The sequence below is a fragment of the Halostella salina genome (assembly GCF_003675855.1).
Lineage (GTDB): Archaea > Halobacteriota > Halobacteria > Halobacteriales > Natronoarchaeaceae > Halostella > Halostella salina.
Window position 1 is genome coordinate 92,335 of record NZ_RCIH01000005.1, and the last position, 23,361, is coordinate 115,695.

27 protein-coding genes and 1 tRNA gene are annotated in these 23,361 nt (G+C 68.3%); 17 read left to right on the top strand and 11 right to left on the bottom strand.

Annotated elements, in window-relative coordinates:
• The first annotated feature begins 22 nt into the window (after nt 1–22).
• From D8896_RS11055 to D8896_RS11070, 4 genes are all read left to right on the top strand, one after another.
• A complete protein-coding gene (locus tag D8896_RS11055) occupies nt 23–370 on the top strand; it encodes a DUF7322 domain-containing protein (RefSeq protein WP_121822163.1) in 348 nt (115 codons plus the stop codon).
• Nucleotides 371–574: 204 nt separating this feature from the next.
• Nucleotides 575–1,183 (top strand): DUF7344 domain-containing protein, encoded by a 609-nt coding sequence (locus tag D8896_RS11060; RefSeq protein ID WP_205596812.1) that lies wholly within the window; start codon nt 575–577, stop codon nt 1,181–1,183.
• A 52-nt stretch (nt 1,184–1,235) separates the two neighbouring features.
• Entirely contained in the window at nt 1,236–1,802 is a 567-nt protein-coding gene (gene hpt, locus D8896_RS11065) for a hypoxanthine/guanine phosphoribosyltransferase (RefSeq protein WP_121822164.1), read from the top strand.
• Nucleotides 1,803–1,908: 106 nt separating this feature from the next.
• The gene (locus tag D8896_RS11070) at nt 1,909–2,595 is read left to right on the top strand and encodes a type 1 glutamine amidotransferase domain-containing protein (protein ID WP_121822165.1); all 687 of its coding nucleotides are present in this window, start codon (nt 1,909–1,911) and stop codon (nt 2,593–2,595) included.
• A 26-nt stretch (nt 2,596–2,621) separates the two neighbouring features.
• Here D8896_RS11070 and D8896_RS11075 read toward each other — a convergent pair whose 3' ends face one another.
• Nucleotides 2,622–3,281: a helix-turn-helix domain-containing protein gene (locus D8896_RS11075; protein ID WP_121822166.1), complete on the bottom strand. Its 660-nt coding sequence runs from the start codon at nt 3,279–3,281 to the stop codon at nt 2,622–2,624.
• A gap of 84 nt (nt 3,282–3,365) precedes the next feature.
• On the opposite strand from D8896_RS11075, the gene D8896_RS11080 reads away from it, so the two are divergent.
• Complete coding sequence (locus D8896_RS11080; protein ID WP_121822167.1) at nt 3,366–4,172, top strand: SDR family oxidoreductase; 807 nt, start codon at nt 3,366–3,368, stop codon at nt 4,170–4,172.
• Between the two features lie 351 nt (nt 4,173–4,523).
• On the opposite strand, the gene D8896_RS11085 is transcribed toward D8896_RS11080, so the two are convergent.
• From D8896_RS11085 to D8896_RS11095, 3 genes are all read right to left on the bottom strand, one after another.
• Nucleotides 4,524–4,598, bottom strand: a tRNA-Met gene (locus D8896_RS11085).
• A 60-nt stretch (nt 4,599–4,658) separates the two neighbouring features.
• Nucleotides 4,659–5,120, bottom strand: coding sequence for a GtrA family protein (locus tag D8896_RS11090; protein ID WP_121822168.1), 462 nt, complete (start codon nt 5,118–5,120; stop codon nt 4,659–4,661).
• Between the two features lie 2 nt (nt 5,121–5,122).
• Complete coding sequence (locus tag D8896_RS11095; protein WP_121822169.1) at nt 5,123–5,902, bottom strand: glycosyltransferase; 780 nt, start codon at nt 5,900–5,902, stop codon at nt 5,123–5,125.
• A 91-nt stretch (nt 5,903–5,993) separates the two neighbouring features.
• Between D8896_RS11095 and D8896_RS11100 the strand changes: the two genes are divergently transcribed.
• A complete protein-coding gene (locus D8896_RS11100) occupies nt 5,994–6,365 on the top strand; it encodes a methylglyoxal synthase (RefSeq protein ID WP_121822170.1) in 372 nt (123 codons plus the stop codon).
• 86 nt (nt 6,366–6,451) lie between these two features.
• A complete protein-coding gene (locus tag D8896_RS11105) occupies nt 6,452–9,184 on the top strand; it encodes a DUF2298 domain-containing protein (RefSeq protein WP_205596813.1) in 2,733 nt (910 codons plus the stop codon).
• Here the strand turns inward: D8896_RS11105 and D8896_RS11110 are convergent.
• Nucleotides 9,181–9,447, bottom strand: coding sequence for an HAH_0734 family protein (locus tag D8896_RS11110; protein ID WP_121822171.1), 267 nt, complete (start codon nt 9,445–9,447; stop codon nt 9,181–9,183). The two genes, D8896_RS11105 and D8896_RS11110, sit on opposite strands and share 4 nt — an antisense overlap.
• Before the next feature lie 44 nt (nt 9,448–9,491).
• A complete protein-coding gene (locus tag D8896_RS11115) occupies nt 9,492–10,784 on the bottom strand; it encodes a hypothetical protein (RefSeq protein WP_121822172.1) in 1,293 nt (430 codons plus the stop codon).
• A 175-nt stretch (nt 10,785–10,959) separates the two neighbouring features.
• Here D8896_RS11115 and D8896_RS11120 point away from each other — a divergent pair, with 175 nt between their 5' ends.
• The 5 genes from D8896_RS11120 (at nt 10,960) to D8896_RS11140 (ending at nt 13,287) form a co-directional block, all read left to right on the top strand.
• On the top strand, nt 10,960–11,241 hold the full coding sequence (locus tag D8896_RS11120; RefSeq protein ID WP_121822173.1) for a 50S ribosomal protein L44e: 282 nt from the start codon (nt 10,960–10,962) through the stop codon (nt 11,239–11,241).
• 4 nt (nt 11,242–11,245) lie between these two features.
• Nucleotides 11,246–11,419 (top strand): 30S ribosomal protein S27e, encoded by a 174-nt coding sequence (locus tag D8896_RS11125; RefSeq protein ID WP_121822174.1) that lies wholly within the window; start codon nt 11,246–11,248, stop codon nt 11,417–11,419.
• Nucleotides 11,416–12,216, top strand: coding sequence for a translation initiation factor IF-2 subunit alpha (locus D8896_RS11130; protein WP_121822175.1), 801 nt, complete (start codon nt 11,416–11,418; stop codon nt 12,214–12,216). Before D8896_RS11125 ends, D8896_RS11130 begins: the two co-directional genes overlap by 4 nt.
• Before the next feature lie 79 nt (nt 12,217–12,295).
• Nucleotides 12,296–12,478, top strand: coding sequence for an RNA-protein complex protein Nop10 (locus D8896_RS11135; RefSeq protein WP_121822176.1), 183 nt, complete (start codon nt 12,296–12,298; stop codon nt 12,476–12,478).
• A 5-nt stretch (nt 12,479–12,483) separates the two neighbouring features.
• Nucleotides 12,484–13,287, top strand: a complete 804-nt coding sequence (locus D8896_RS11140; RefSeq protein ID WP_121822177.1) for a proteasome assembly chaperone family protein — start codon at nt 12,484–12,486, stop codon at nt 13,285–13,287.
• Nucleotides 13,288–13,317: 30 nt separating this feature from the next.
• Here D8896_RS11140 and D8896_RS11145 read toward each other — a convergent pair whose 3' ends face one another.
• Together D8896_RS11145 and D8896_RS11150 are read right to left on the bottom strand one after the other, a co-directional pair.
• On the bottom strand, nt 13,318–13,800 hold the full coding sequence (locus tag D8896_RS11145) for a metal-dependent hydrolase (protein WP_121822178.1): 483 nt from the start codon (nt 13,798–13,800) through the stop codon (nt 13,318–13,320).
• A 90-nt stretch (nt 13,801–13,890) separates the two neighbouring features.
• Nucleotides 13,891–14,388 (bottom strand): CinA family protein, encoded by a 498-nt coding sequence (locus tag D8896_RS11150; RefSeq protein ID WP_121822179.1) that lies wholly within the window; start codon nt 14,386–14,388, stop codon nt 13,891–13,893.
• A gap of 550 nt (nt 14,389–14,938) precedes the next feature.
• Here D8896_RS11150 and D8896_RS20135 point away from each other — a divergent pair.
• The 5 genes from D8896_RS20135 (at nt 14,939) to D8896_RS11175 (ending at nt 19,794) form a co-directional block, all read left to right on the top strand.
• Nucleotides 14,939–15,379: a DUF2085 domain-containing protein gene (locus D8896_RS20135; protein WP_121822180.1), complete on the top strand. Its 441-nt coding sequence runs from the start codon at nt 14,939–14,941 to the stop codon at nt 15,377–15,379.
• 29 nt (nt 15,380–15,408) lie between these two features.
• Nucleotides 15,409–15,846, top strand: coding sequence for a TM2 domain-containing protein (locus D8896_RS11160; RefSeq protein ID WP_121822181.1), 438 nt, complete (start codon nt 15,409–15,411; stop codon nt 15,844–15,846).
• A gap of 443 nt (nt 15,847–16,289) precedes the next feature.
• Nucleotides 16,290–17,435: a pyridoxal phosphate-dependent aminotransferase gene (locus tag D8896_RS11165; protein ID WP_121822182.1), complete on the top strand. Its 1,146-nt coding sequence runs from the start codon at nt 16,290–16,292 to the stop codon at nt 17,433–17,435.
• Between the two features lie 62 nt (nt 17,436–17,497).
• The gene (locus D8896_RS11170; protein ID WP_162991539.1) at nt 17,498–18,688 is read left to right on the top strand and encodes a hypothetical protein; all 1,191 of its coding nucleotides are present in this window, start codon (nt 17,498–17,500) and stop codon (nt 18,686–18,688) included.
• A 38-nt stretch (nt 18,689–18,726) separates the two neighbouring features.
• The gene (locus tag D8896_RS11175; protein ID WP_121822184.1) at nt 18,727–19,794 is read left to right on the top strand and encodes an ArsA family ATPase; all 1,068 of its coding nucleotides are present in this window, start codon (nt 18,727–18,729) and stop codon (nt 19,792–19,794) included.
• A gap of 9 nt (nt 19,795–19,803) precedes the next feature.
• Here D8896_RS11175 and D8896_RS11180 read toward each other — a convergent pair whose 3' ends face one another.
• From D8896_RS11180 to D8896_RS11190, 3 genes are all read right to left on the bottom strand, one after another.
• Nucleotides 19,804–20,955, bottom strand: a complete 1,152-nt coding sequence (locus D8896_RS11180) for a hypothetical protein (protein ID WP_121822185.1) — start codon at nt 20,953–20,955, stop codon at nt 19,804–19,806.
• A gap of 132 nt (nt 20,956–21,087) precedes the next feature.
• Nucleotides 21,088–22,419: a glycerate kinase type-2 family protein gene (locus tag D8896_RS11185; protein WP_121822186.1), complete on the bottom strand. Its 1,332-nt coding sequence runs from the start codon at nt 22,417–22,419 to the stop codon at nt 21,088–21,090.
• The gene (locus D8896_RS11190; RefSeq protein WP_121822187.1) at nt 22,416–23,318 is read right to left on the bottom strand and encodes an SDR family oxidoreductase; all 903 of its coding nucleotides are present in this window, start codon (nt 23,316–23,318) and stop codon (nt 22,416–22,418) included. Before D8896_RS11190 ends, D8896_RS11185 begins: the two co-directional genes overlap by 4 nt.
• Between the last annotated feature and the right edge of the window lie 43 nt (nt 23,319–23,361).

The window sequence follows — 23,361 nt, forward strand, 5'->3', positions numbered from 1 at the left end:
CCTGCGGCCACCACGGACTACCATGTTCGACGACTCCGGGGAGGGTGACGAGGACCCGCTCGGGATGGAGGAAGGCCCGCCGCCCGAGGAGGAACTGGGTCCCGACGTCCCCGCCGTCGAGGGGCCGGACGACCCCTCGGTCGATATTCCATCGGTGGACGCCGACTCGGACGACGTGCCCGGCGACCTGAAAGCCATGTTCTGGACGCTCGTGTTGCTGGCCAACGGTGCCGTGTTGGCGGTCAGCCTCGGCCTCATGTTCATCGGGTTCCGCGGGAACTGGGACCTGGGCGGCCGGCTCGTCATCGCGGGCGGGCTGATCGTGGTCCTCGGCTGGCGGGTCCACCAGCGCTACGAGCGCCGCGACTGATACGATCGGTTGCCTGCCATGGCCGACCGTCACCGGCCTCCGGAAACGGGTTCAACCGGCCGTCCGACGACGCGCCGTCGATTTGTTTCATGCGTTTCACACGTCGGGATTATCTTATATAGGAGGAAGGACTGGTCGGCGGTATGGGAGGTCGCGTGGTCAGGTCGACACCGTGCCCTGACCAGCGGCGTCACGACAGTACATATGGCAAGCGCAACGACCAGTGACGGGACGGAGACGGGAAGCGGAGCGTCCGAAACCGGGGAGCCCCTCTCGAAGACGGAGATATTCGACGTGCTGCGGAACCAGCGGCGGCGGTTCGTCCTGCAGTACCTGAAGCGAAACGAGACGCCCGTCGAACTGGGCGATCTGGCGACACAGGTCGCCGCCTGGGAGTACGACACCACGACCGACGGGGTGACCTCCGCACAGCGCAAGCGGGTGTACACGACCCTCCAGCAGACCCACCTTCCGAAGATGGACCAGGTGGGGATCGTCGCGTACGACGCCGACGAGGGCACCATCGAGCGCACCGACGCCACCGCCGAACTCACGGTGTATCTGGAGATCGTTCCCGGCAACGAGTTCGCGTGGCGGGAGCTGTACCTCTCGCTGGGCGCGGTCAGCTGTGCGCTGGTCGCCGCGCTCTGGGGTGACGTGTACCCCCTGACGGCCGTCTCGGACCTGGCCTGGGCGACGGTCATCTCCGTCGTGGTGACCGTCGCGGCGGTCGCCCACCTCTACCACGAGCGGCACATGCGGCTCGGCGAGCAGGAGGCCCCGCCGGAACTCGACTACGATGCGGACGAGTAGCACCGCCGGCACACATCCAGTATCTTTTTCCGGGCGGTCGAGTACCCCCAATATGGATCAGTTACGGCGGTCGCTGCTGGACGCCCCGATCATCGAGAAGGACGGGTACCACTACTTCGTACACCCCATCAGCGACGGGGTTCCGATGCTCGAACCGGGACTGCTCCGCGAGATCGTCATCAAGCTCATCCGGAAGGCGGACCTGGAGGACGTCGACAAGATCGTCACGCCGGCCGCGATGGGCATTCACATCAGCACCGCCGTCTCGCTGATGACCGACATCCCGCTCGTGGTCATCCGGAAGCGCCAGTACGGCCTCGACGGCGAGGTCGCGCTGTTCCAGGAGACCGGGTACTCCGAGTCCGAGATGTACATCAACGACGTCGACGAGGGCGACCGCGTGCTCGTCCTCGACGACGTGCTCTCGACCGGCGGCACGCTCAAGGCGATCCTCGGGTCGCTGGAGGACATCGGCGCGGACGTCTGTGACACCGTCGCCGTCATCAAGAAGGCCGGCCCGAACGAACTCGACGACACGGCCTACGACGTGAAGACGCTGATCAACGTCGACGTGCAGGACGGCGACGTCGTCATCGTCGACGAGAACGGCGACGGGTAGGCGGCGGCAAGGCCGCGTCCGACGGTAGCTGTTTCCGGGCGTTCAGGTGTCGGCAAGCCCACAGCCGTGCGTGGCACTTACCTGCCTCACGGTGGTAGTACGGGCGATGACATCGGTACTGTTCGTCGTCAGTGAGCAGGGGTACTGGGGAGAGGAGTGCGCGACGCCGTTCCGCGAACTCGCCGACAGAAACGTCGACATCGACGTGGCGACGCCCAGCGGCAACAAGCCGGTCGTCGACGACCGCTCGGTCGACCCCGACGAGGTCGGCGAGGAGACGGTCGACGCGGTGATGGAGGTCCACCGTGACGACCGGATGATCAACCCGAAGCCGATAGCGACCGCGAACGCCGACCTGTACGACGCGGTCGTGTTCCCCGGCGGTCACGGCACCGAGTGGGACGTGAACCAGGACCGCCACGCCCGCGCGCTGCTCCGCGAGACCGTCGCCGGCGACGACGGCGTCGCGCTGGTCGTCTGCCACGCCGTCGGCATCCTCGCCTTCACGCGCGACGAGGACGGCGAGTTCCTCGTCGACGGCCGCGACGTGACCGGCTTCCCGAACGCGTGGGAGGAGGGGATCGTCGACGAGCACGACAACATGCCCGACGGCCGAAAGCTGCCATACTGGGTCGAGGACGAGGTGAAAGCCGCCGGCGCGAACTGGGACGCCGAACTCGACGCCGACGAGAGCGTCACGACCGACGGCGACCTGATCACCGCTCGCGGTCCCGGCTCGTCGGACGCCGCCGCGACCGCGCTGATCGAGCGCCTCGGCGTGACCGCGGACTGACAGCGACCGCCGCGACGAGCGGCCAATCACGCCGACAGGACCGACCTGACGAGTTTCGCCTCGGCCTTCCGGAGATGTTCAGCCGCGGTGCTGGGGGCGCAGTCCAGCGCGTCGGCGACGGCTTCCTGCCCCGCCGTCCGCGGGACCTCGTAGTAGCCGAGCGCCAGCCCGGCCGCGACGGCCTCGTGCTGGCGGTCGCTGAGCCGCGTCTCGGCCAGCATCGGGATCCCGCCGAGGCCGCCGACCGACTCGACGGTTAGTTCGACGGGTGACGGCACCGCCTCCAGCATCGCCTGGACCACGTCGCTCGGGCCGAACATCGACAGCGTGGCGCTGCCGTCGGCGCGGTACACCACCGGCGGCACGACGACGACTTCCGCGTACGTGAGCGGCGCGAACAGCTCGCGCGACGCCTCGGTCAGTTCGTCCCGGATATACGCGTAGAAGCCGCCGTCGCCGGCCGGCTCCAGTTCGTAGGCGACGACCGGATCGACGGCCCCGACGGCGTTGTCGAAAGCGTCCACGTCGCCCTCGACGTAGTGGAGGATCCCGAGCGTATCCCCGGTGAAGTTCCAGTTCATCGCCGTCGCGCGCTCGACGAACGGCGCGTTCGCGAGCAGGCCGTACATCGGGTGGACCTCGGCCTCGCGGCCGTCCGCCGTCATCGTCACCCGGACGTGTTGCATACCGGCGGCACCCCGCCGACTAACTTAAAACCCCCGAGCGATTCCGGCAGCAGCTGTTCGGCGGTGCGTCGCCTACGGCCCTGTATGGTTCGAACGTTGCTCACCGGCGCGACCGGAACGCTCGGCCGGGGGCTGCGCCCGCGACTGCGTGAACTGGGGCATACTGTCCGCGCGGCGAGCCGGTCGCCGCCGGACGACGCCGACGGCGACTGGGTGACACTCGACCTGGCCACGAGCGAGGGAATCGACGCGGCGGTCGCGGACGCCGACGTCGTCGTTCACGCGGCGACCGCGCCGCGGGGCGATTCCGAAGCAGTCGACGTCACGGGGACCGAACGCCTGCTCGACGCCGCCGCCGACGCGGGTGTGTCGAACTTCCTCTACGTCTCCATCGTCGGGATCGACGAGATACCGTACTCGTACTACGAACACAAGCTGGCGGCAGAGCGCGCTGTCGAATCGAGCGACGTGCCCGCGACCGTTCTCCGCGCGACGCAGTTCCACTCGTTCCTCGACGGCGTCCTCGGAGCCGTCTCGCGGCTCCCGGTCTGGCCGCTGCCGACCCGGATGCAGCTCCAGCCGGTCGCCGTCGACGAGGTGGCGGAGGCGGTCGCGGAGCACGCGACGCCCCACGCGGGCGGGCGCGTGCCACCCATCGGCGGTCCCGAGGTGCGAACGCTCGGCGAGCTAGCGCGGGCGTACCGCGATGCGAGAGGGCTCCGGCGACCGGTCGTCCGCCTGCCTCTCCCCGGTGCCGTCGCTTCCGGCTTCCGCGCCGGCGACGCGACGTGTCCGGACCGTGCGGTGGGAACGACCACGTGGGAGGCGTGGCTCGCGGACCGGTACGGTGACGCTCCCGAGAGCGTGGACGCGACCGGGGCGACGCCGTGACTGCGGTGACTGTCGGTTCTACGTAGCTCGGGGTTCGGGGAGAGCTGTCACTCGAACCCAGCGCGAGTCGCAGGAGGTAGATCTGAACAACGCGAAACGCTCGCTTCGCTCGCGTTTCTCTCGTTCAAACTACCACACGCTACGCTGCGACTTCACGAGACGCTCGGCGATAAAACGCCTCGCTAGGAGGTGAAGTCGCGAGAAGTAGCGGGAGGTAGATTTGAACCACGGGAACGTCGCTCGCTACGCTCGCTCGTTCCCAGGTGCAAATCTACTCCGTTCGATGTTTGCCGAACCCAGCAGTCACTCGGCGATGAAACGCCTCGTTCGGAAGTTGGTTCGGCAAAAGTATAGCGGGAGGTAGATTTGAACTACCGGTCTGCGGGTTATGAGCCCGCCGGAATCTCCTGGCTATCCCATCCCGCTACATCTCCGTAACGCGGTTCGCTAGTTAAGGGTTGTGATTCGGTAGCCGTATGGGAGTTTCTACCGCCCAGTGCCGACCTGCCAGGTAAAGAGGCTCTCGGCGATGTAGTTGACGACCATCCCCGCGAGGATGCCCACGAGGTTCGCCGCGAGGAACCACAGGTCGACGCCGAACAGCCCAAGGGTCACGTCGAAGTTTCGGTACACCTGCGAGAACACGGCCGTCGCGACCAGCACGCCGCCGGCGCGGACGAGGTTCGACGTGAGAAAGCGCCGGAGCAGCGGTCCCGCGCCGGGCGCGCCCTCCTCGGCGAACGTCCAGCGCTCGTTTATCAGGAACATCACGATTATCGCCGTCTCCGCGCCGGCCAGTTTGGCGGGCTCCGGGGCGACGCCGAACTGGAGGAGCGTCCCGAGGACGGCGTTGTCACACACCGCGCCGACCGCGCCGACCGAGGCGAACTGGCCGAACCGGACGCCGGAGAGGAGCGCCCGGATACGGGGGCGGATGGCGTCCAGCATGGTCAGTCGTTGTCGACGGGGAGGCGGTCGACGAGTGCGCTGGGGCCGTCGCGGTCCGGCGTCGACGCCGTGACGCCGGACCCGTCACGGAGGCGGCGGGCACGCCGGCGCGACCGGAGGAGCGCCCGGGCGAGTTCCACGGTGGTGCCAAGCGTCGAGACGGTCGAGTCGGGCATGTCCCGCCAGGTGACGGGCACCTCGACGATCCGCAGGTCGAGCGCGGCGGCGACGGCGACCAGCTCCACGTCCCAGGCGAACCCGGGTTCGTACAGGTGGGTGCGGACCGCGCGCCACGCGTCGCGGGTGAGCGCCTTCGCGCCGCACTGGAAGTCGTAGAGGTCGACGCCGAGGACCCGCCGGGCGACCCATGCGAAGGCGTCGCCGAGGCGGCGGCGCGCCATGGTCTGGTGGCTTCGCACGTCGGCATCGGGATGGCGGCGGGAGCCGGCGGCGAGGTCAGCGTCGCCGGCCCGGACAGGCGCGACCACGTCGGCCACCGAGTCGGCGGGCGTGCTCCCGTCGGCGTCGGCGAAGGCGAGCAGGTCGGTGTCGAGCTGTTCGAACCCGCAGGTGATCGCGCCGCCCTTGCCGCGGCGGCCGTCGACCGCGTTGACCGTCGCCGGCAGGTCGGCGAGCGCCGTCCGCGTCTCGGGGGTGGGGTCGTCGAGTTCGATCCGGATCGCGGCCGGGTCGAGGCGCTCGCGGAGGTCCCCGACGTACGTCCGCAGGGCGTTGCGGTCGGGGTGGTACGCCGGCACGACGATGCCGAGGGACGGGGCCATCTACCTACCGAAGGTGGCCCGGGCGAGTAAAATGGTTCGGAACCGTCCGGTCGGGCCGAAAGCATATCGGCCGGCCGGCCGACCTATCGGTATGACGCGCGTAGCGCTCATCGCCCACGACGACGAGAAACCGGAGATGATAGACCTGGTGACCGACTACCGGGAGACCCTCGAATCGTTCGACCTGCTCGCCACCGGAACGACTGGCGGGCGGATCGTCGAGGAGACCGATCTGGAGCTAGAGCGCAAGCAGTCGGGGCCGCTGGGCGGCGACATGACGATCGGCGCGGAGGTCGTCGAGGGACGGGTCGACGGCATCGTGTTCCTCAGGGATCCGCTAACCGCACAGCCCCACGAGCCGGATATCTCCGCGCTGTTGCGGATCTGCGACGTGCACGACACGCCGCTGGCGACGACCCGAACGGCCGCCGAGTACGTACTGGAGGGGCTGGCGAGGGAGTGACGCCGGACCGCGCGTCGGGGACAGTCCGAGCGCGGAGCGACGCGAGGAGAAAGCGTTTACACCAAGGAATTCCTTTCCGGGCGTAGATGGACATCGTCGCCGCCCTCTCGTGGATCCTCGCGTACGTCGCGCTCGGGGCGGTCGCCGCGACGCCGTTCGTCGGCGTCCGCCGCGACCTGTCCGGCGACGGCGCGCTCGCGCTGACGCTCGCGGCGACGATCGCGGCGGGCGGCGCGTACTGGGTCGGCCTGACGCGGTTCGACTGGCCGGCCGTCCTGGCGACGGTTGCCGTCGTCGTGGTCTGTGCTGCGGGCAGGGTCTGGAAGGCGATCCGGGGGTCGCCCGGATTCGGCTGGAAACGATACGTTCTCCGGGCGACCGTCGGTCTCGCCGTGGCGGTGGCGGCCGCCACGCGCCTCGGTACGTGGCCGGACGTTGTCGCTGCCCGGTACATCCTCGGACTACAGGCCGAGTACGTCGCCGTCTGGTGGACGGCGTTCGTCAGCCTCGGCGCGGTCACGCTGCCGATGGCCGGCCTCCTGTTCGACCGCTTCGACGACCACGGTGCCGGCGTCGCGCTCCCACTGGCCCTCGGGACGCTCGGCGTCGTCGGGTTCTGGGTCGGCCACCTCTCGTTCGGCCCGGTCGCACTCGCCGCGGGACTGGCGGTCATCGGCGTCGGAACGGCGGTCGCGCTCCGGCGCGGCGCACGCGTCGACCTGGGAGCCTACGCCGAGGTCGTCGTCGTATTCACGCTCGCGTTCGGCCTGCTCGTGGCGCTCCGGGGCGTGGACCCTTCGATCACGCCGGGGGGCGGCGAGAAGTTCCTCGACTTCGGCCTCCTCAAGTCCCTGCTCCGGGGCACGACGCTCCCGCCGGCGGATATGTGGTTCGCCGGCGAACCGGTGCAGTACTACTACGGGGGCCATATGCTCGCCGCGCTCCTGACGGAACTCACCGGCACGCCGGCGCGCTACGCGTACAACCTCGCGCTCGCCGGCGTGTACGGGACGCTCGCGGCGACCGCGTACGGGTTCGCCCGCGCGGTGGCGGCCGAGCGCGGGCGCTCCGGGCGGACGGCCGGCGCGTTCGCCGCGGTGTTCGTCGCCGTCGCCAGCAACCTCTCGACGCCGCTGCGCCTGCTCGTGTACTACCTGCCCGACTGGGCCGGGAGCCGGCTCGCCGACCTCGCCAGCCTGGCGGTCGACCAGCGCCCGAGCGTCGCCGCCGGTCCCGACGCCTTCTACTACTGGCCGGCGTCGCGGGTCATCGACCGGCGAGTGGTCGACGGTCAGCAGTGGCACTACATCACCGAGTTCCCCTTCTTCGCGTTCCGGAACGGCGACCTCCACGCCCACATGCTGAGCATGCCCTTTCTCCTGCTCGCCGCCGCCGTCCTGTTCCAGTACTGGCTCACCCCCGAGGACGAGCGCCGTCGCAGGCGGGCGATCGTCTTCCTCGTCGTGCCGGCGCTCGCCGGATTTATCGCCGTCGTCAACACGTGGACGTTCCCCACGGTGGCCGGGCTGACCTGGCTCGTCGCGACCTTTGCTCCCGCCTCCCCCGCCACGCTGTTCCCCTCGCGCGTCGAAACGGCGGTCCGGGAGTACGGCTCGCCGTCCCGGTTACACGCCGAGGCGGCGCGGACCGGAGCGGCGCTCGGCGTCGGTGTCGCCGTCGCCGCCCTCGGCGTCCTCTTCGCGCTCCCCTTCTTCGCCGGTACCGCGAGCGGCCGGGGGCTGGGCGTCTTCCCCGCGAACCGGAGCGACGCCGTCGGACTGCTCGTCGTCCACGGGGCGTTTCTCGCCATCTCGGTCGCGCACCTGCTCTCCCGGGACAGCGTGCCCGACGCCGCCCCGAAACTGCTCGCGCTCTCGGTCGTCGCCCTCGCTATCGTCTCCGTGCCCCTCGGGTTCGCCGCCGTGGCGCTGTTCGTGCCGGTACTGGCGCTCGCCTGGCTCCTGCTCCGGACGGGCGACGACGCCGGCTTCGAGACGGTGCTGCTCGTCGGCGTCCTCGGGCTCGTGACCGCCGTGGAGTTCGCCTACGTCGTCGAGCAGGCCGGTCCCGGGCGGATGAACACGGTGTTCAAGGTGTACACGCAGATGTGGGTGCTGTGGGGGGTCGCCGCCGGCGTGATGCTCGCCGACCGCGCGCCCCTCGGGGCGGTGCTCCGCGGCGCGTGGACGCGAACCGGCACCGTCTTCGCGGCCGTCGAACGGCGCTTCGGGGTCGGCCGCCGTGCGGACGGCGGCCGTCGCTCCGACCGCACCGTCAGGGTGGGTACCGGCGGCGCGGTCGCGTCGCTCGTCGCCGTGCTCCTGCTCGCGTCGCTGTCGCTGTACGGCGGGTTCGTGGCGACGAACCAGTTCGAGAACGGGACGGCGAACGCGACGCTCGACGGCACCGCGTACGTGGCGGACCGGCACCCGGTGGAGGCGGAGATGATCGCCTGGCTCGACGCCCGCGAGGGCCAGCCACACATCGTCTCCGCGCCGGGCACGAAGATCTACCGCTGGGTGAACGCGCCGTCGAGCCTCACCGGGCTCCCGACCGTTGCCGGCTGGAACCACGAGGTCGGCTACCGCGGGGTGGAACCGTACCAGCGCCGCGTGGCCGACGTACAGGCGATCTACACGGGGTCGACCGAGGAACGCGCCGACCTACTCCGGCAGTACGACGTACGCTACATCTACATGGGACCGACGGAACGGCAGCGCTACGGGGCCCGGAATCTGGACGCCGAGCCGGGGATATCGGTCGCGAAGGAGAGTCCGTTCATCGCTATCTACCGGGTCAACAGCTCCGAACTCGCCTAGACGGAGAGGTCGCCTTTCGCCTTGATCACGTCCAGCGCCTCGGCCTCGACGCGGTCGACGTCGAGCCAGTGGGGGATGTACTCCCGCTTCTGGAACGCCTCGCGCTCGTCCTCGGTGCCGATGATACACCAGAGCTGGACCTCTTCGGGGCCGTGCCAGTCCCCGTTCCGGTTGATCTGGAAGACGACCTGCTCCTCGCCGTCGTAGTCGATGATGGCGTCCTTCCGGATGTCGGGGTCGCCCGAGACGATGAGTCGCTTCATGCCAGCGGCTTCGGAAGAGACGCAATTAAGCGCTTCGAAGGCCCTCACTCCGCGCGCTTCGCCAGCGCCGCGCCGGCGACGTACAGCGGCGTGCCTGCGGCGGCAACGGCCGGCGTGATCGTCACGAGATACGCGAACATGAGCCCGTGGTTGAACCCGACCAGGTCGACCATTGACGCCACGAAGAGCCCGTAGACGGCCGTCGCGGCGACTACCCCGAACTCCTGGCGGTGCCTCTCGGCTGCGAGCCGGCCGATCGGAAACAACGACCCAACGGCTAGCAGGAGTAGCGGGAACGACAGTTCCCGCGGGTACAGCCCGAGGATCCACCCGTCGGTCAACACCGCTCCCACTGTCGTCCCAACGAGAAGGGCGAGCAGACTCGTCGCTGCGAACACAGCCGGCTGCGGTGTCCGTTCAGCGCGTCGCCACCGGACGACTGCGACCAGCGGAACGGCGTAGAGGCCCGCCAGGGCTATGCCGATCTGCGTCAGGCTCCCGAGAGCCGATGCACCGACGGGAAGCCCCCCGACGAGTACGAGCGAACCGCCGATCGCTGCAACCGGACTTATCCGCTCGTCGAGACCTGCATGCTGAACGATCCGGGTCAGCACGAGTACGGCGAGCCCGAAGCCGAACGCGGGGAGCAGCACGAACCTGCCGAGATTGCCGAGCACGGTCGGGAGCGCCAGGTCGGCGAGCGCTAGCCAGGTAGCGATCCACGCGTCAGCCCCGCCCCCGTCGGCGAGCGCGACGAGCGTCGATCCGGGTAGGTAGTCGCCGCTCCAGACCACCGCACGCCCGTCCACCGTCGCGTCTCCGGGACTGGCGGTCACGGTGGTCCCGTCGGGGCCGCGGAGGACGAACGGGTCGGCGTTCGCGTGGGCCGACGCGCCCCAGTCGGGGCGGTAGAGCGTGTCAACGACCAGAACGCCGTGACGGCGCTCTGCGAAGCCGGGCGTCTCGAACGTCACGACGACTGTCTGGCCCGACCGCTCCGCGGAGACGTTCTCTGGGTCGAGGTCCAGCCGCCAGTGGTCAAACGCCGTCTCGACCGCCCGGTCGAGGCGACTCCCGTTGAGGCGCTCGCTCGTGCCGCCTTCCACCCGGGTCCGCGCGGTCCAGCGGGCGCTCCCGTTCTCCGCCAGCGCGACCTCGACCTCGCTGTCGACCGTGGAAACCGTCACCCCCTCGTCCTCGCCGGCGTACTCGAACGTATGTCCGCAGACGGGACAGAGCGGCGTCGCCGGCGCACTGGCTCCTGCGGGCGTCGCCACTCCTGCGGCGAGCAGCCCGGAAAGCACGACTACGACGAGGAGCGCGGATCGGAAGCGCATCGAAGCAGAGCTCCCTCCGACCTCTTGAATACTTTGTCCAAGAAATTTGAGGTGGGAACTAATCCGGCTGTCATCGGGAGCAACACACTCCATCGGACCCCGGACCGGTACCCCGCCGCCCCGAACCAAACGGGTTTTAAACGCCGGTGCGTAACTGCCCGTAAGGTAGATATCCATGGAGATGCCTCGACGCTTCAACACGTACTGTCCGCACTGTAACGAACACAACGAACACGAGGTCGAGAAGGTCCGCGGCGGCCGCTCGACCGGGATGAAGTGGGACGACCGCAAGCAGAAGGAAGGCTCGAAGGGGATCGGGAACCGCGGTCGGTTCTCCAAGGTGCCCGGCGGCGACAAGCCCACCAAGAAGACGGACCTCAAGTACCGCTGCGGCGACTGCGGTCAGGCTCACCTCCGCGAGGGATGGCGCGCCGGCCGACTCGAACTCACCGACTAAACCAATGGCAGGAAGCTTCCACACCGTCCGCTGTCCGGACTGCGAGAACGAACAGACCGTCTTCGAGAAGGCCTCGACCGAAGTGTCGTGTGCCGTCTGCGGGCACACGCTCGCGCGACCCACCGGCGGGAAGGCCGACTACGAGGGCGAAGTGATCGAGACCGTCGAAGCACGATGAAGTTCAGCGGCTGGCCCGAGAACGGCGAACTCGTCGTCGGCAAGATCGACGAGATAGAGGACTTCGGCGTGTTCGTCGACCTGGAGGAGTACGAGGACAAGCGCGGCCTCATCCACATCAGCGAGGTCGCGAGCGGCTGGATCAAGAACGTCCGCGACCACGTCCGCGAGGGCCAGACCGTCGTCTGCAAAGTGCTCGACGTCGACCGCGACTCCCAGCAGATAGACCTCTCGCTGAAGGACGTCAACGACCACCAGCGCTCCGACAAGATCCAGGAGTGGAAAAACGAGCAGAAGGCCGACAACTGGATGGAGCTGGCCTTCGGCGAGGACATCGACGACGAGACGTACGGCACGGTCGCCAACGAGCTGCTCGCCGTGCACGGTAGCCTCTACGACGGCTTCGAGCAGGCCGCCATCCACGGCGAGGAGGCCCTGGCGGACACGGACCTCGACGACGACGAGGTCGCCGCCATCGTCGAGACGGCCCGCGAGAACGTGTCGGTCCCGTACGTCAACGTGACCGGCTACGTCGACCTGGAGTGCCCCGACGGCGACGGCGTCGACTCGATCAAGGAGGCGCTGCAGGCCGCCGAGGGGAACGGCGAGGTCCCCGAGGAGGTCGACCTCGAAGTGACCTACGTCGGCGCGCCGGAGTACCGGATCCGTGTGCGCGCGCCCAACTACAAGACCGCCGAATCCCAGCTGGAGGAAAGCGCCGCCCGCGCCGCGGACCGCATCGCGGAACTCGGCGGGACCGGCGAGTTCCACCGCGACCGTCGCACCGACGAGGAATGACCGTGTTCGCTCTCACTGGTCACCGGGTATCGCCGGGGGCGGTGCGGGCGACCACTGGTGGTCGGCGGGAGCGACCACGATGAAATCCGACATCCGGGTGTGTTCGGCCTGGGACGACGAACACGACCGCCCGGTGTACACGCTCTCCGACTCCTGTCCCGACTGCGGCGCGGACGCCGTCAACTCCGCGCCAGCCCCGTTCGATCCTGCTGACCCGTACGGCGAGTACCGACGCGCTCTTAAGCGGCGCGCCCGCGAGTAAGCCGTATGGACGAACTCGACATCGAGACCGTCGCCGAGGCCGACCTGTCGGACCCGGTGCTCGTCGAGGGCCTGCCCGGCGTCGGCCACGTCGGCAAGCTCGCGGCCGAGCATCTGGTCGAGGAGTTCGACAGCACGCTGGTTCGGCGGGTGTACTCCGAGCATTTCCCGCCGCAGGTCGACATCGACGACGAGGGCGTCGCGGCGCTGACCTGCGCCGAGTTCCACGCCATCGAAGCCGAGAGCGTCGCGTCCGAGAATGCGGACGACGGTGAGGACGGCGACGCCCGGGATCTGCTCGTGCTCACCGGCGACCACCAGGCGCAGGACAACGTCGGCCACTACCGGCTCGCGTCGGCGTTTCTCGACGTGGCCGAGTCGTTCGGCGTCGACGAGGTGTACTCGCTCGGCGGCGTGCCGACCGGCGAACTCATCGAGGAGTACGACGTGCTCGGCGCGGCCGCGAACGACGGCCTCGTCGAGGACCTGGAGGCGATCGGCGTCGAGTTCCGCGAGGACGAGCCGGCCGGCGGCATCGTCGGCGTCAGCGGCCTCCTGCTGGGTCTGGGCCGACGGCGCGAGTTCGACGCCGCCTGCCTGATGGGCGAGACGAGCGGCTACCTCGTCGACCCCAAGAGCGCGCGGGCGGTGCTGGAGACGCTGGAGGACCTGCTCGGCTTCGAGGTGGATTACGAGTCCCTGGAGGAGCGCGCCGACGAGATGGAGGACGTGATCAACAAGATCCAGGAGATGGAACAGCAGCAGTCGATGGACGTGCCGACGGACGAGGACCTGCGGTATATCGGCTGAAGCAGCCGAGATCGGCTCCTTTTCGCGGCGTCAGAACCCGATCGTCTGCCCGCCGAGTTCGAGGCTGAGCTGCGGGATCCGGTAGATGACCAGGTAGGCGGCGACGAGTTCCACGGCCGTCACGACGACCGTCGCCAGTTCGGAGTGCTTGCTGCTGACGGCGACGCCGATCGGCAGGCCGTACTCCTGTGAGTACGGGTAGAACAGCGCGATGCCGCGCTTGCTCCCCGCAACGTCGAGCACGTAGTGGGTGAGGATGCCGATCCAGACGAACTCCAGGTTGCCGAAGTAGTAGGGGAACGCGACGAACGCCCCGAGCACGAGGAAGTTGTGGAGCGTCTTGCGGTGCTTGCCGAACGCGGTGTCGACGTCCGGGAACAGCGCGCCGAGCACGACCGGCACGCCGACCTCGGCGATGGTGATGAACGTCTGCTCGTCGCCGGCCGGTTCGAGCAGGTAGCCGAGTCCGATGCTCAGGAGTATCGCGTTGAGGACGTGTCCTCGTTTGTTCATATCGGTACTCCGAGGCTCGGACCGGACCGGCACAAGGTTTTCCCTTGGCGGCGGGCCGCCCGGTCGGTCAGGCGTGTTCCCGGCCGCGGCCTACCCGTCGAGTTCCGCGAGCAGGTCGCCGAGCGCGCGGTCGACCGTCGCCTCGCGGACCGCAGCGCGGTCGCCGTCGAACTCGTGGCGCGTGGCGGTGGCGTACGACGACTCGGTCCCCCACTCGCCGGCGTAGGCGACGCCGATGTAGACGGTGCCCACTGGCGTCTCCTCGGTGCCGCCCGACGGGCCGGCGACGCCGGTCGTCGAGACGCCCCACGTCGCGTCCGTGCGGTCCCGGACGCCCCGGGCCAGCTCGCGGGCGACGGCCGCGCTCACCGCGCCTCGCTGGTCCAGCGACTCGCGGGTGACGCCGAGCAGGCGGCGCTTGAGGTCGTTGTCGTACGCGACGACCGTCCCGAGGTAGTAGTCGCTCGCGCCGGGGACGGCCGTAATCCGCCCGCCGACGAGACCGCCGGTGCAGGATTCGGCCGTCGCGACGGTCCCGCCGGCGTCGCGCAGTCGGTCGCCGAGTCGCGTGGCGATGTCGTCGCTCATGGTCGCCCCCACGGCCCGCGGGCAGTTAACTGTCCGGCGCGGGACACGCCGACCAAAACGTACACCTGCCCGGTGCCGGATCGTGGCGTATGGAGTACGAGACGTAGTTGATACCTCCGAGGTAGAAATTCGGCAGTTGTTCCAGTATACTACAGGAGTTGATAGGCTATACTCATCTCCCAATGAGGGAAAAGTATCTCCAAATCGCTCAAACCAATGTTCGTGATGCGGCAAACAAGCACGGAGCAAGTCCGAAGTAGCCGAACTACGAGCAGGTTTCCCGTCCTGCCAAGGGACGACCTTTCAGCCGAACCCCCAGTACCCCTACACGGATTCATTGACTAACCAACCATGGATACAACCAGCGTGGTGTTGGGGAGGTCGATGATGTTTCCATACGCTCGGATCGAGCAGGTGAAATTGCGAGGCTATCGGATTGTAGAAACGGTTCAGATTTCACCATGCCGATGGGGTTCTGAATAACGCTCCGGGACAACACTAACTTTAGGACGGGTTCAGTAGATAGCTACAGCCGACGACGCTACAAGTTATGAGAGATGAACTGCGGAAAGGATTAGCTGCCACGCGGCCGTTCCTATTATCTCATCATGCCCCCGAGGAACGGGATAGATGCCACGAACTGAATTTCTTTAGCCGGCAGATCTATCTTTGCGCACGTTGTTCCGGTATCTATCCGGGGATCCTGTTGGCGTTGATGTATCCATTTCAATTAGCGAGTGTCCCTGTGATTGCCCTGCTACCATTACCTGCACTCATTGACTGGGCAATCACTTCGTTTGGGAAAACGAACGGCAGTAACGTTATTCGAACTGTCACGGGGGTGTTACTGGGATTCGGATACGGAATGGCACTCAGACGACTATTGCTGGAATTGGAAACACGCATTCTGATCATTGGTGTTGTGTATGCGACTGTTGCTATACTCCTGATAGCCATTGAAAGATCATCCGAGCGTGAACCAACTATTTAAGGCTCGTAAGTCAACCGTCCTCTATTGAGATGAAACACTGTATCAATTGTGGGGGAGAAATCAATGACAATGCCGAAGTATGTACAAACTGTGGGGTGAATCAATCAACAGATCTCGAAGGTCGCCATAAGGACCGTGCTGAGGATGAAAAATATTGCGTTGAGTGCGGCGAGCTAATATATAAACAAGCAGAGATCTGTCCGGAGTGCGGCGTAAAGCAACCGTCTACATACGAATCGGATTCTGATAGCGAACAAGTTGCGGCAGGCATCCTAGCGATTCTCCTCGGGGGAATCGGTGTCCACAAGTTCTATCAAGGAAACACGAAAAACGGAATCATTTATTTGTGCTTCTTTTGGACGGGTATCCCTGCTCTTCTCGGGTTAGTAGAGGGGATTCTCATTCTAGTAGCTGAAGAGGACGAATACGAAGAGAAATACGCTGACGGCAGTATACTTGGGAAATGAAGCAGTCTACTCTCAGTAGTAGCAACTGATCAAACCGACGGCATCTGCCTCTGCGCCCCCACTCAATTCAGTTCGGATTTCAACAGATCGAAATGGTCCGTAGTGGCCCACCGTACACACTAATGCGCTTGGCTCCGCCCATTCAGCTTGGTTCAGTTCATATCTGAATTGATACTCGGACCCTTCGATATGGCTCTCCAGTTCCAACCCGACGACCTCGCTCGCGGGTACATCGTTAAGAATCTGTTTGGCGGACGACCTTGCTTGTTGTTCAGTAGGTCGCATATCGTGATGCAGCACCCCGTAAATCATAAAATTCTTGGTCGTATGTGTGGGTACATAAGTCGCCATCTGGGGATAAATGCCACGGTCAGGCGGATGGGAAAGCGGTTTGGCGCTTCTGGGCCTTGGTGGGGTATGAACTGGAGGTCGATTAAATCTCTATGAATCTTGATTACGAGACGCCGCTGTTCTTCAGGGTCATGGAGTACGCGGCCGACGCCGGCGAGAGCGACCGCGAGTGGCCGGCGGTCGGCGACGCCGCCGCTGGCGAGGTGATCGACATGGTGTCGGGCAACCCCGACTGGGGGCCACCGGAGGCGCTTCGGGAGGGTCTGCGGGAGTACGCCGACCTCGGAGCCGACGCCTTCCAGTATCCGCCCAGCGAGGGCCTGCTGGAACTGCGTGAGGAGATCGCCGCGCGGCGAAACGTCGACACCGAGCAGGTCGTCGTCACCAACGGCGCGGGCGAGGCGAACTACCTGGCGATGGCGGCCGCGCTCGAGGTGGCCGACGGCGACGAGGTGATCCTCACGGACCCCGTCTACCCGTACTACCCCGGCAAGACGAACATGCTCGGCGCGGACGCGACGTTCGTCCCGACCGAGGACGACGGCCGACTCGACCCCGCGGCCGTCCGCGAGCGGGCGAGCGAGGAGACCGCGCTGATCGTCGTCAACACGCCGAACAACCCCACCGGCGCGGTGTACGACGAGGCGACGGTGCGCGAACTCGTGGCGGTCGCCGAGGACCACGAGGCGACGCTGCTCTGCGACGAGGTGTACGACCACTTCGACTTCTCCGGCCGCTTCGAGAGCGCGCTGACGATCGACTCGGACCACCGGATCGTCACGAACGCGTTCTCGAAATCGATGGCGATCACCGGGCTCCGCGTCGGCTACGCCGTCTTCCCGCCGGGGATAGTCGACCGGGCCAAGAGCCGGCACATGCTCGTCAACGTCGCCGGCAGCCGCCCCGCGCAGTACGCCGTGCTCAAGGCGCTCCGGGAGACCCCGCCGGAGTACTACGCCCGGAACCGGGAGACGATGGCCGAGCGCGTCGACACCTTTACCGACGCGCTGGACGAGGCCGGTGCCGAGTACACCCGCCCCGACGGCGCGTTCTACGTCATGGCGCGGTTCGACGGCTTCCCCGGCACGCTGGACAACGTGTTCCAGCTGATCGACGAGGCCGGCGTCGCGGGGATGCCCGGCGAGGCGTTCGGCACGGCCCGCGAGGACTGGATCCGATTCGCGCTGGTGACGCCACAGGTCGAGGCCGCGGCGGCGCGACTGGCCGAGTACTTCTGACGGGGCGGATGTGCCCGGGTTCGGGCCAACGTTTATATCGGCGACCTCGGTCGTTGTACGCAATGCCCGAACCCATCGTGACTGGGCTGCTCGCCCTCGCGGTCGCCCTCTCGCTCGGGTCCCTCGGACTGGCGTTCCGGACGCGAAGCCGACTGAGCGGAGCCGCCGACGCCGACCGCGTCGACGAACTCGACGCTCGCCTCGCGGACGCGGAGCGCGACGACGACACCGCGGACGCCGTCGCCGAACTCCGAGCGACGGTCGACGACCTTCAGTCGACTGTGACCGACCTCTCGGAGCGCGTCGACCGGATCGACGACGCGCCCGCGCGACTCGACGCCGTCGAGGAGCGCGTGACGACGGTCGAGGACGCCGACGCGTCGGACCGACTCGACGAGGTCGCCGAAACGACGGCGGCGCTCGAACGCCGCGTGGACGCGCTCGACGACCGGCTCGCGGCGGCCGAGGACGGAGCGGACGACGACGCCGTCGCCGACCTCCGCGACCGCGTGGACACGCTCGGTGACCGGATAACAGCGGTCGACGACCGGATCGACACGGTGGACGAGCGCGTCCCCGAAGACGGCGCGGCGTCCGCGGCACGGGTCGACTCGCTGACCGACCGCGTCGACGCCGCCGAAGCGACCGCGACCGCGGCCAGCGACGACGCGGAAGCCGCCTCGGAGCGGGCCGAGACGGCGGCTGCCCGCGCCGATGCCACGACGGAGCGGCTGGACGACCTGCAAGCAACAGTCGACGACCTGCAGTCCGGCGTCGCCGACCTCCGTGCCGACGCCGACGACCTTCGTGATCGAATCGATGCCGAAACCACTGATCTGGACGCGCGCCTCTCGTCGGTCGAGGACGACGCCGGGAGCGCGGACGACGCCGTCGCCGACCTCCGCGATCGCGTGGACGCGCTCGACGACCGGGTGGACGAGGCCGCGGCGACCGCCCGCGCCGCTGCGGCGTCCGGCTCCGACGGCGGGGGCGATTCGGCCGACGCCGAGCGAGTCGACCGGATGGAGAAGACGATGCTGGAGCTCCGGACGGAGGTGTCGGCGCTGGACGAGCGGCTGGATGACCTGCAAGCCGCGGTCGACGGTGACGCCGGCGGGAGTGACGGGGGCAGTGACGACGGCGACGACGACCTCGACGCGCAGTTCCGCGAGCTGCTGGAGGAGTCCGACGACGACCCGCTGTCCGGGTCGGGCGGCCCGACGGTGACCCGCGAGTCGGACCTCGACGAGTAACCGACGGGTACACAAGCGTCCGCTGGCTACGCGGACGCATGGATTCTATCGACGTGGAGCCGGTCGACGAGGTCGACGAGGAGGCGTCGGTCGACCGGACGGCGCGGTCGCTCGACCCGAGCGCGGAGTACGTCCTCTACGGCGGGAAAGGCGGCGTCGGCAAGACGACGATGGCCGCCGCGACGGGGCTGGCCAGCGCCGAGGGCGGGACGACCACGCTCGTCGTCTCGACCGACCCGGCGCACTCGCTGTCGGACACGTTCGAGACGGACGTGCCGCCCCGCCCGACGCGCATCCGTGACGAGGTGCCGCTGTACGCCGCCGAGATCGACCCGGACGCCGCCATCGAGGACGGCTCCGCGGCCTTCGCCGAGGGCGAGGGACCGATGGGCGGGCTCGGGGAACTGCTCGGCGGCGAGGGCGGCCCGATGGAGTCGCTGCTGGGCGGCGCGATGCCCGGCGCGGACGAGGCCGCCGCGATGCAGACGCTCATGGAGTATCTGGACGACGACCGGTTCGACCGCGTCGTCGTCGACACCGCGCCGACCGGCCACACGCTCCGCCTGCTGGAACTGCCCGACGTGATGGACACGATGGTCGGCCGAATGCTCTCCCTCCGCGAGCGCCTCGGCGGGATGATGGACGGCCTCAAGGGGATGTTCGGCGGCGCGAGCGAGGCGGAGGTCGACGAGGGTATCGACGACCTGCGGCGACTGAGCGACCGGATCGAGCGCCTCCGGGCGACGCTCCGGGACCCCGACCGGACGGACTTCCGGGTCGTCATGGTGCCCGAGGAGATGAGCGTCGTCGAGTCCGAGCGCCTGTTAGACCAGCTCCGGGAGTTCGAGATCCCCGTCGGCACCGTCGTCGTCAACAAGGTGATGGAGGACCTCGCGGACGTGACCGACGACGTGGACGCCTCGCGGTTCGTCTCGCCGAACCTGGACACCTGCGAGTTCTGCCAGCGCCGCTGGGACGTGCAGCAGGACGCGCTGGCGGCTGCACAGGACGTGTTCCGCGGCCACGAGGTCCGGCGCGTGCCGCTCTTTGCCGACGAAGTCCGCGGCGAGGAAATGCTCCGGATCGTGGCGGCCTGCCTGGAGTAGGCCGGCCCGCTACAGTTGCAGTTCGGTCACCAGCAGCGGATACGCCCGGTACCGGATCGTCGCCCTGGCGAACGCTTCCAGTTGCCGCGCCCCCTCCGGAACGCCGTCCCGAGCGGTCAGCAGCTCGCCGCTGTCGGAGAGTGCGAGGAACAGCCGGTCACCTTCGGCGAGGGGCTCGGATAGCTGCCCCTCGCCGCGCCCCCGACGGTCGGACAGCGCGGTCCGGGCATCCGCCGATATCTCGGTCCCGTTGACCATCTCCAGTTCGACCGCCCGGCCGTCGGACGTCAGTCCGCGTTCGAACCGAACGCCCTCCTCGCGCGCCGTGTCGGCCCACTCCGGTTCCGGGACGGTCGTGTCCCCGACGCTCCCGACGGCCAGCACGGCGTCCTGCCGGACGGTGTCACTCCCCCGAGCGACGCTGATGTCGTAACCGACCTCCCGGACGTAGCCCGACTGGGTGACCGTGATCCGCGCCTCGACCTCGCTTACGCTCTCGCCGGGGGCGACCTGCAGCAGCGCGTTCTCGTCGGCGATGCCGGTCGCCTCGTACGTCACGGCGTATCCCGACGGGCCTTCGACGACCTCCAGTGCCTCGCCCCAGGCCGCCCCGTTCAGCAGGCCCCGGAAGCGGCGTAGCTCCGCGAGCTCGCGCGGCTGCGGCGACTCGTTGTCGATCCGGTACCGTTCCTCGAACCCGGCCGCCATCTGCACGTACGCGACCGATTCGTCGTCCGGGGACCAGAGCGACTCCGTCAGGTCCCCGCTCTCGATCGTTCCCGCGATGCCGTCCGAGCCGATCTTCTTCGTCATGGTCTCCGTCGCGGAGAAGCCGGGGAGCTCCCGGGTGATCTCACCCTCGACCGTCAGCGTCCCGGCTCCGGTCAGCGTCGACTCGTGGGTCCCGAACAGCGTCGTGCCGTCGACGCCGTCCCGGCTCGCGCCGGCGGGATACTCGAACTCGTCCAGCGTCGGCCCCGGATCCGCGGTCGTCTCCGTTGCAGTCGCGGTTTCCGTGTCCGTATCCGTGTCCGTGTCCGCGTCGGTCGCCGTCTCCGTACCGTCGGACCCACTGCCCCCGGTACACCCGGCGAGCGCGGCGCTCAGCGCAACACCCGAACTCAGTACGTGCCGACGCGAAACCGTCCGTTCGTTTACCATATCTGGGTAGTACCGATATAATTATCCTATAAAAAATCACCAGTTCGGAGCAAGCGGTGAGTGTGTATCACATCGAAATAAATGAAATAATTCTTAAATTTTAGGTCCGTCGCTCGCCTCCGACGGCGGCCGCTACTCCACGACAAGCGCGCGCAGATCGTTGAGGTTCGTCCCGGTCGCTCCAGTCTGGAGCAGCGCGTCGCGGTCGTCGAGGTAGGTGCAGGCGTCGTTGTCGGCGAGCGCGGCCCGGGCGTCGTCGGGGTCCTCGACCGTTCCTCCGTCGACCACCGCCCCCGCCGCGTCCGTCGCGCCGTCGATGCCGTCCGTGTCGACGGCGGCGACCGCGACCCCGTCCGCTGAACCGCCGACGAGTTCGAGCGCGGCGCTCAGCGCGAACTCCTGGTTGGGGCCGCCCTCGCCGTCGCCGCGGACGGTCACGGTCGTCTCGCCGCCGGAGAGGATCACCGCGGGCGGCGAGACGGGGTCGCCGGTCGAGCGCGCCTCCTCGGCGACCGCGACGTGCGTCTTCGCCGCTTCCCGCGCCTCGCCGCGGACCCGGGCGGAGAGCACCAGCGGCTCGTACCCTCGCTCGCGCGCGGCGTCGCGGGCCGCGTGGAGGGCGGTGCGGGCGTCCGCGACGACGTGAGTCGTCACGCGGTCGAAGGCGGGATCGTCCGGTCCCGGCGTCTCCGGAACGCCGCCGGCAGCGCCGCGTTCGAGGTGCTCGCGGACGCTCGCCGGCGCGTCGATACCGTAGCGGTCGAGCACGCCGAGCGCCCCGTCGAACGTCGACGCGTCCGGCGCGGTCGGGCCGCTGGCGACCACGCTCGGGTCGTCGCCGACCACGTCGCTGAACAGCAGCGAGACGACCGTCGCCGGGGCCGCGCGGCGGGCCAGTCGACCCCCTTTCAGCGCCGAGAGGTGTTTCCGGACGGCGTTGATCTCGCCGATGTCCGCACCGCTGGCCAGCAGCGCGTCGGTGACCGACTGGAGGTCACTCAGAGTCACCTCACCGGCCGGGGCCGGCAGGAGCGCGCTCCCGCCGCCCGTTATCGCGGCGAGCACGAGCGTCCGCTCGCCGGCGTCGTCCGCGGCAGCAAGTACGTCGCGTGCGCCGGCGACCCCGCGCTCGCTCGGGACCGGGTGGTCACCCTCGCGGACGGTCACGCGCTCGGTTGCTGCCGGGTCGTCCGTCACCACGACGCCGCCGTCGATCCGGTCGCCGAGGACCGCCTCCAGCGCCGCCGCGACGTGCCCGGCCGCGTTGCCGCCGCCGAGGACGAGCACCTCGTCGTAGTCGCCGAGGTCGTACGTCCGATCGTCGACCCGGAGCGCATCGCCGTCGACCGAGACGGCGTTCCGGACGACCGTTCGCGGGTGGCCCGCCTCGATCCCGGCCTCGACGCAGGCCAGCGCGGCGTCGCGGGCGGGCGTCGTCGCGAGCGCGTCGCGGCGCTCGATCACGACCGGACGCCCGCAACCTTCGACACCAGCCGGTAGGCGGCGTCGCGCCACTTCGCCGGGAGGATCCCGGCGTAGCCGAGCAGGTTTGCGAACGGGCCGACCGGGTAGCGTGCCTCCGGCTCGGTCGAACTCGCGGCGTTCAGGACTACCTCGGCGACGCGCCGGGGCGGGACGGAGGCCGGGCCGCCCCCGCCGATGGCGGCGGTGTCGTCCAGGATCTTGTACAGCGAGGCGTACGCGTCCGTCCGGTCCAGTTCCTCGACCTCGTCCTCCACGCGGTCGCCGAACTGCGTCTCGACCGGGCCCGGTTCGACGAGCGCAACGTCCACGTCGAACGACTCGACCTCCGCGCGGAGCGCGTCGCTCATCGCCTCCAGCGCGAACTTCGACCCGCAGTAGACGCCGCTCCCGGGGTAGGAGACGCGTCCGGCGAGGCTGGAGACGTTGACGATGGTGCCGTCGCCCCGCTCGCGCATGTGGGGGAGGACCGCCCGCGAGAGCCGATGGGGACCGTACACGTTCACGTCGAACTGCCGGTGTACGTCCTCGACCGGCACGTCCTCGACCGGCCCCATCTGGGCGTAGCCGGCGTTGTTCACGAGGCAGTCGATCCGGCCGGTGTCCGCGACGATCTGCTCGACAACCGCCTCGACCTGCTCGTCGTCGGTCACGTCCAGCGCGGCCGTCTCGCAGCCGGCCTCGGCCAGGTCCGCAACGTCGTCGGGGTCCCGCGAGGTGGCGTACACCTGCCACCCCTCGTCGAGGAACGCCTTCGCGGTCGCCCGCCCGATGCCGGAGGAACAGCCGGTGATGAGGACCGTCTTTGCACAGCCGCTCGACTCGTCTGCCGCGTCGTCGGCCTCCGCCGCGACGGCGTCGTCCGTGGCCGCGTCTGTCATGGTCGAGGTGTCGACCGCGGGACAGTAAAGCTAGCCGGTTCCG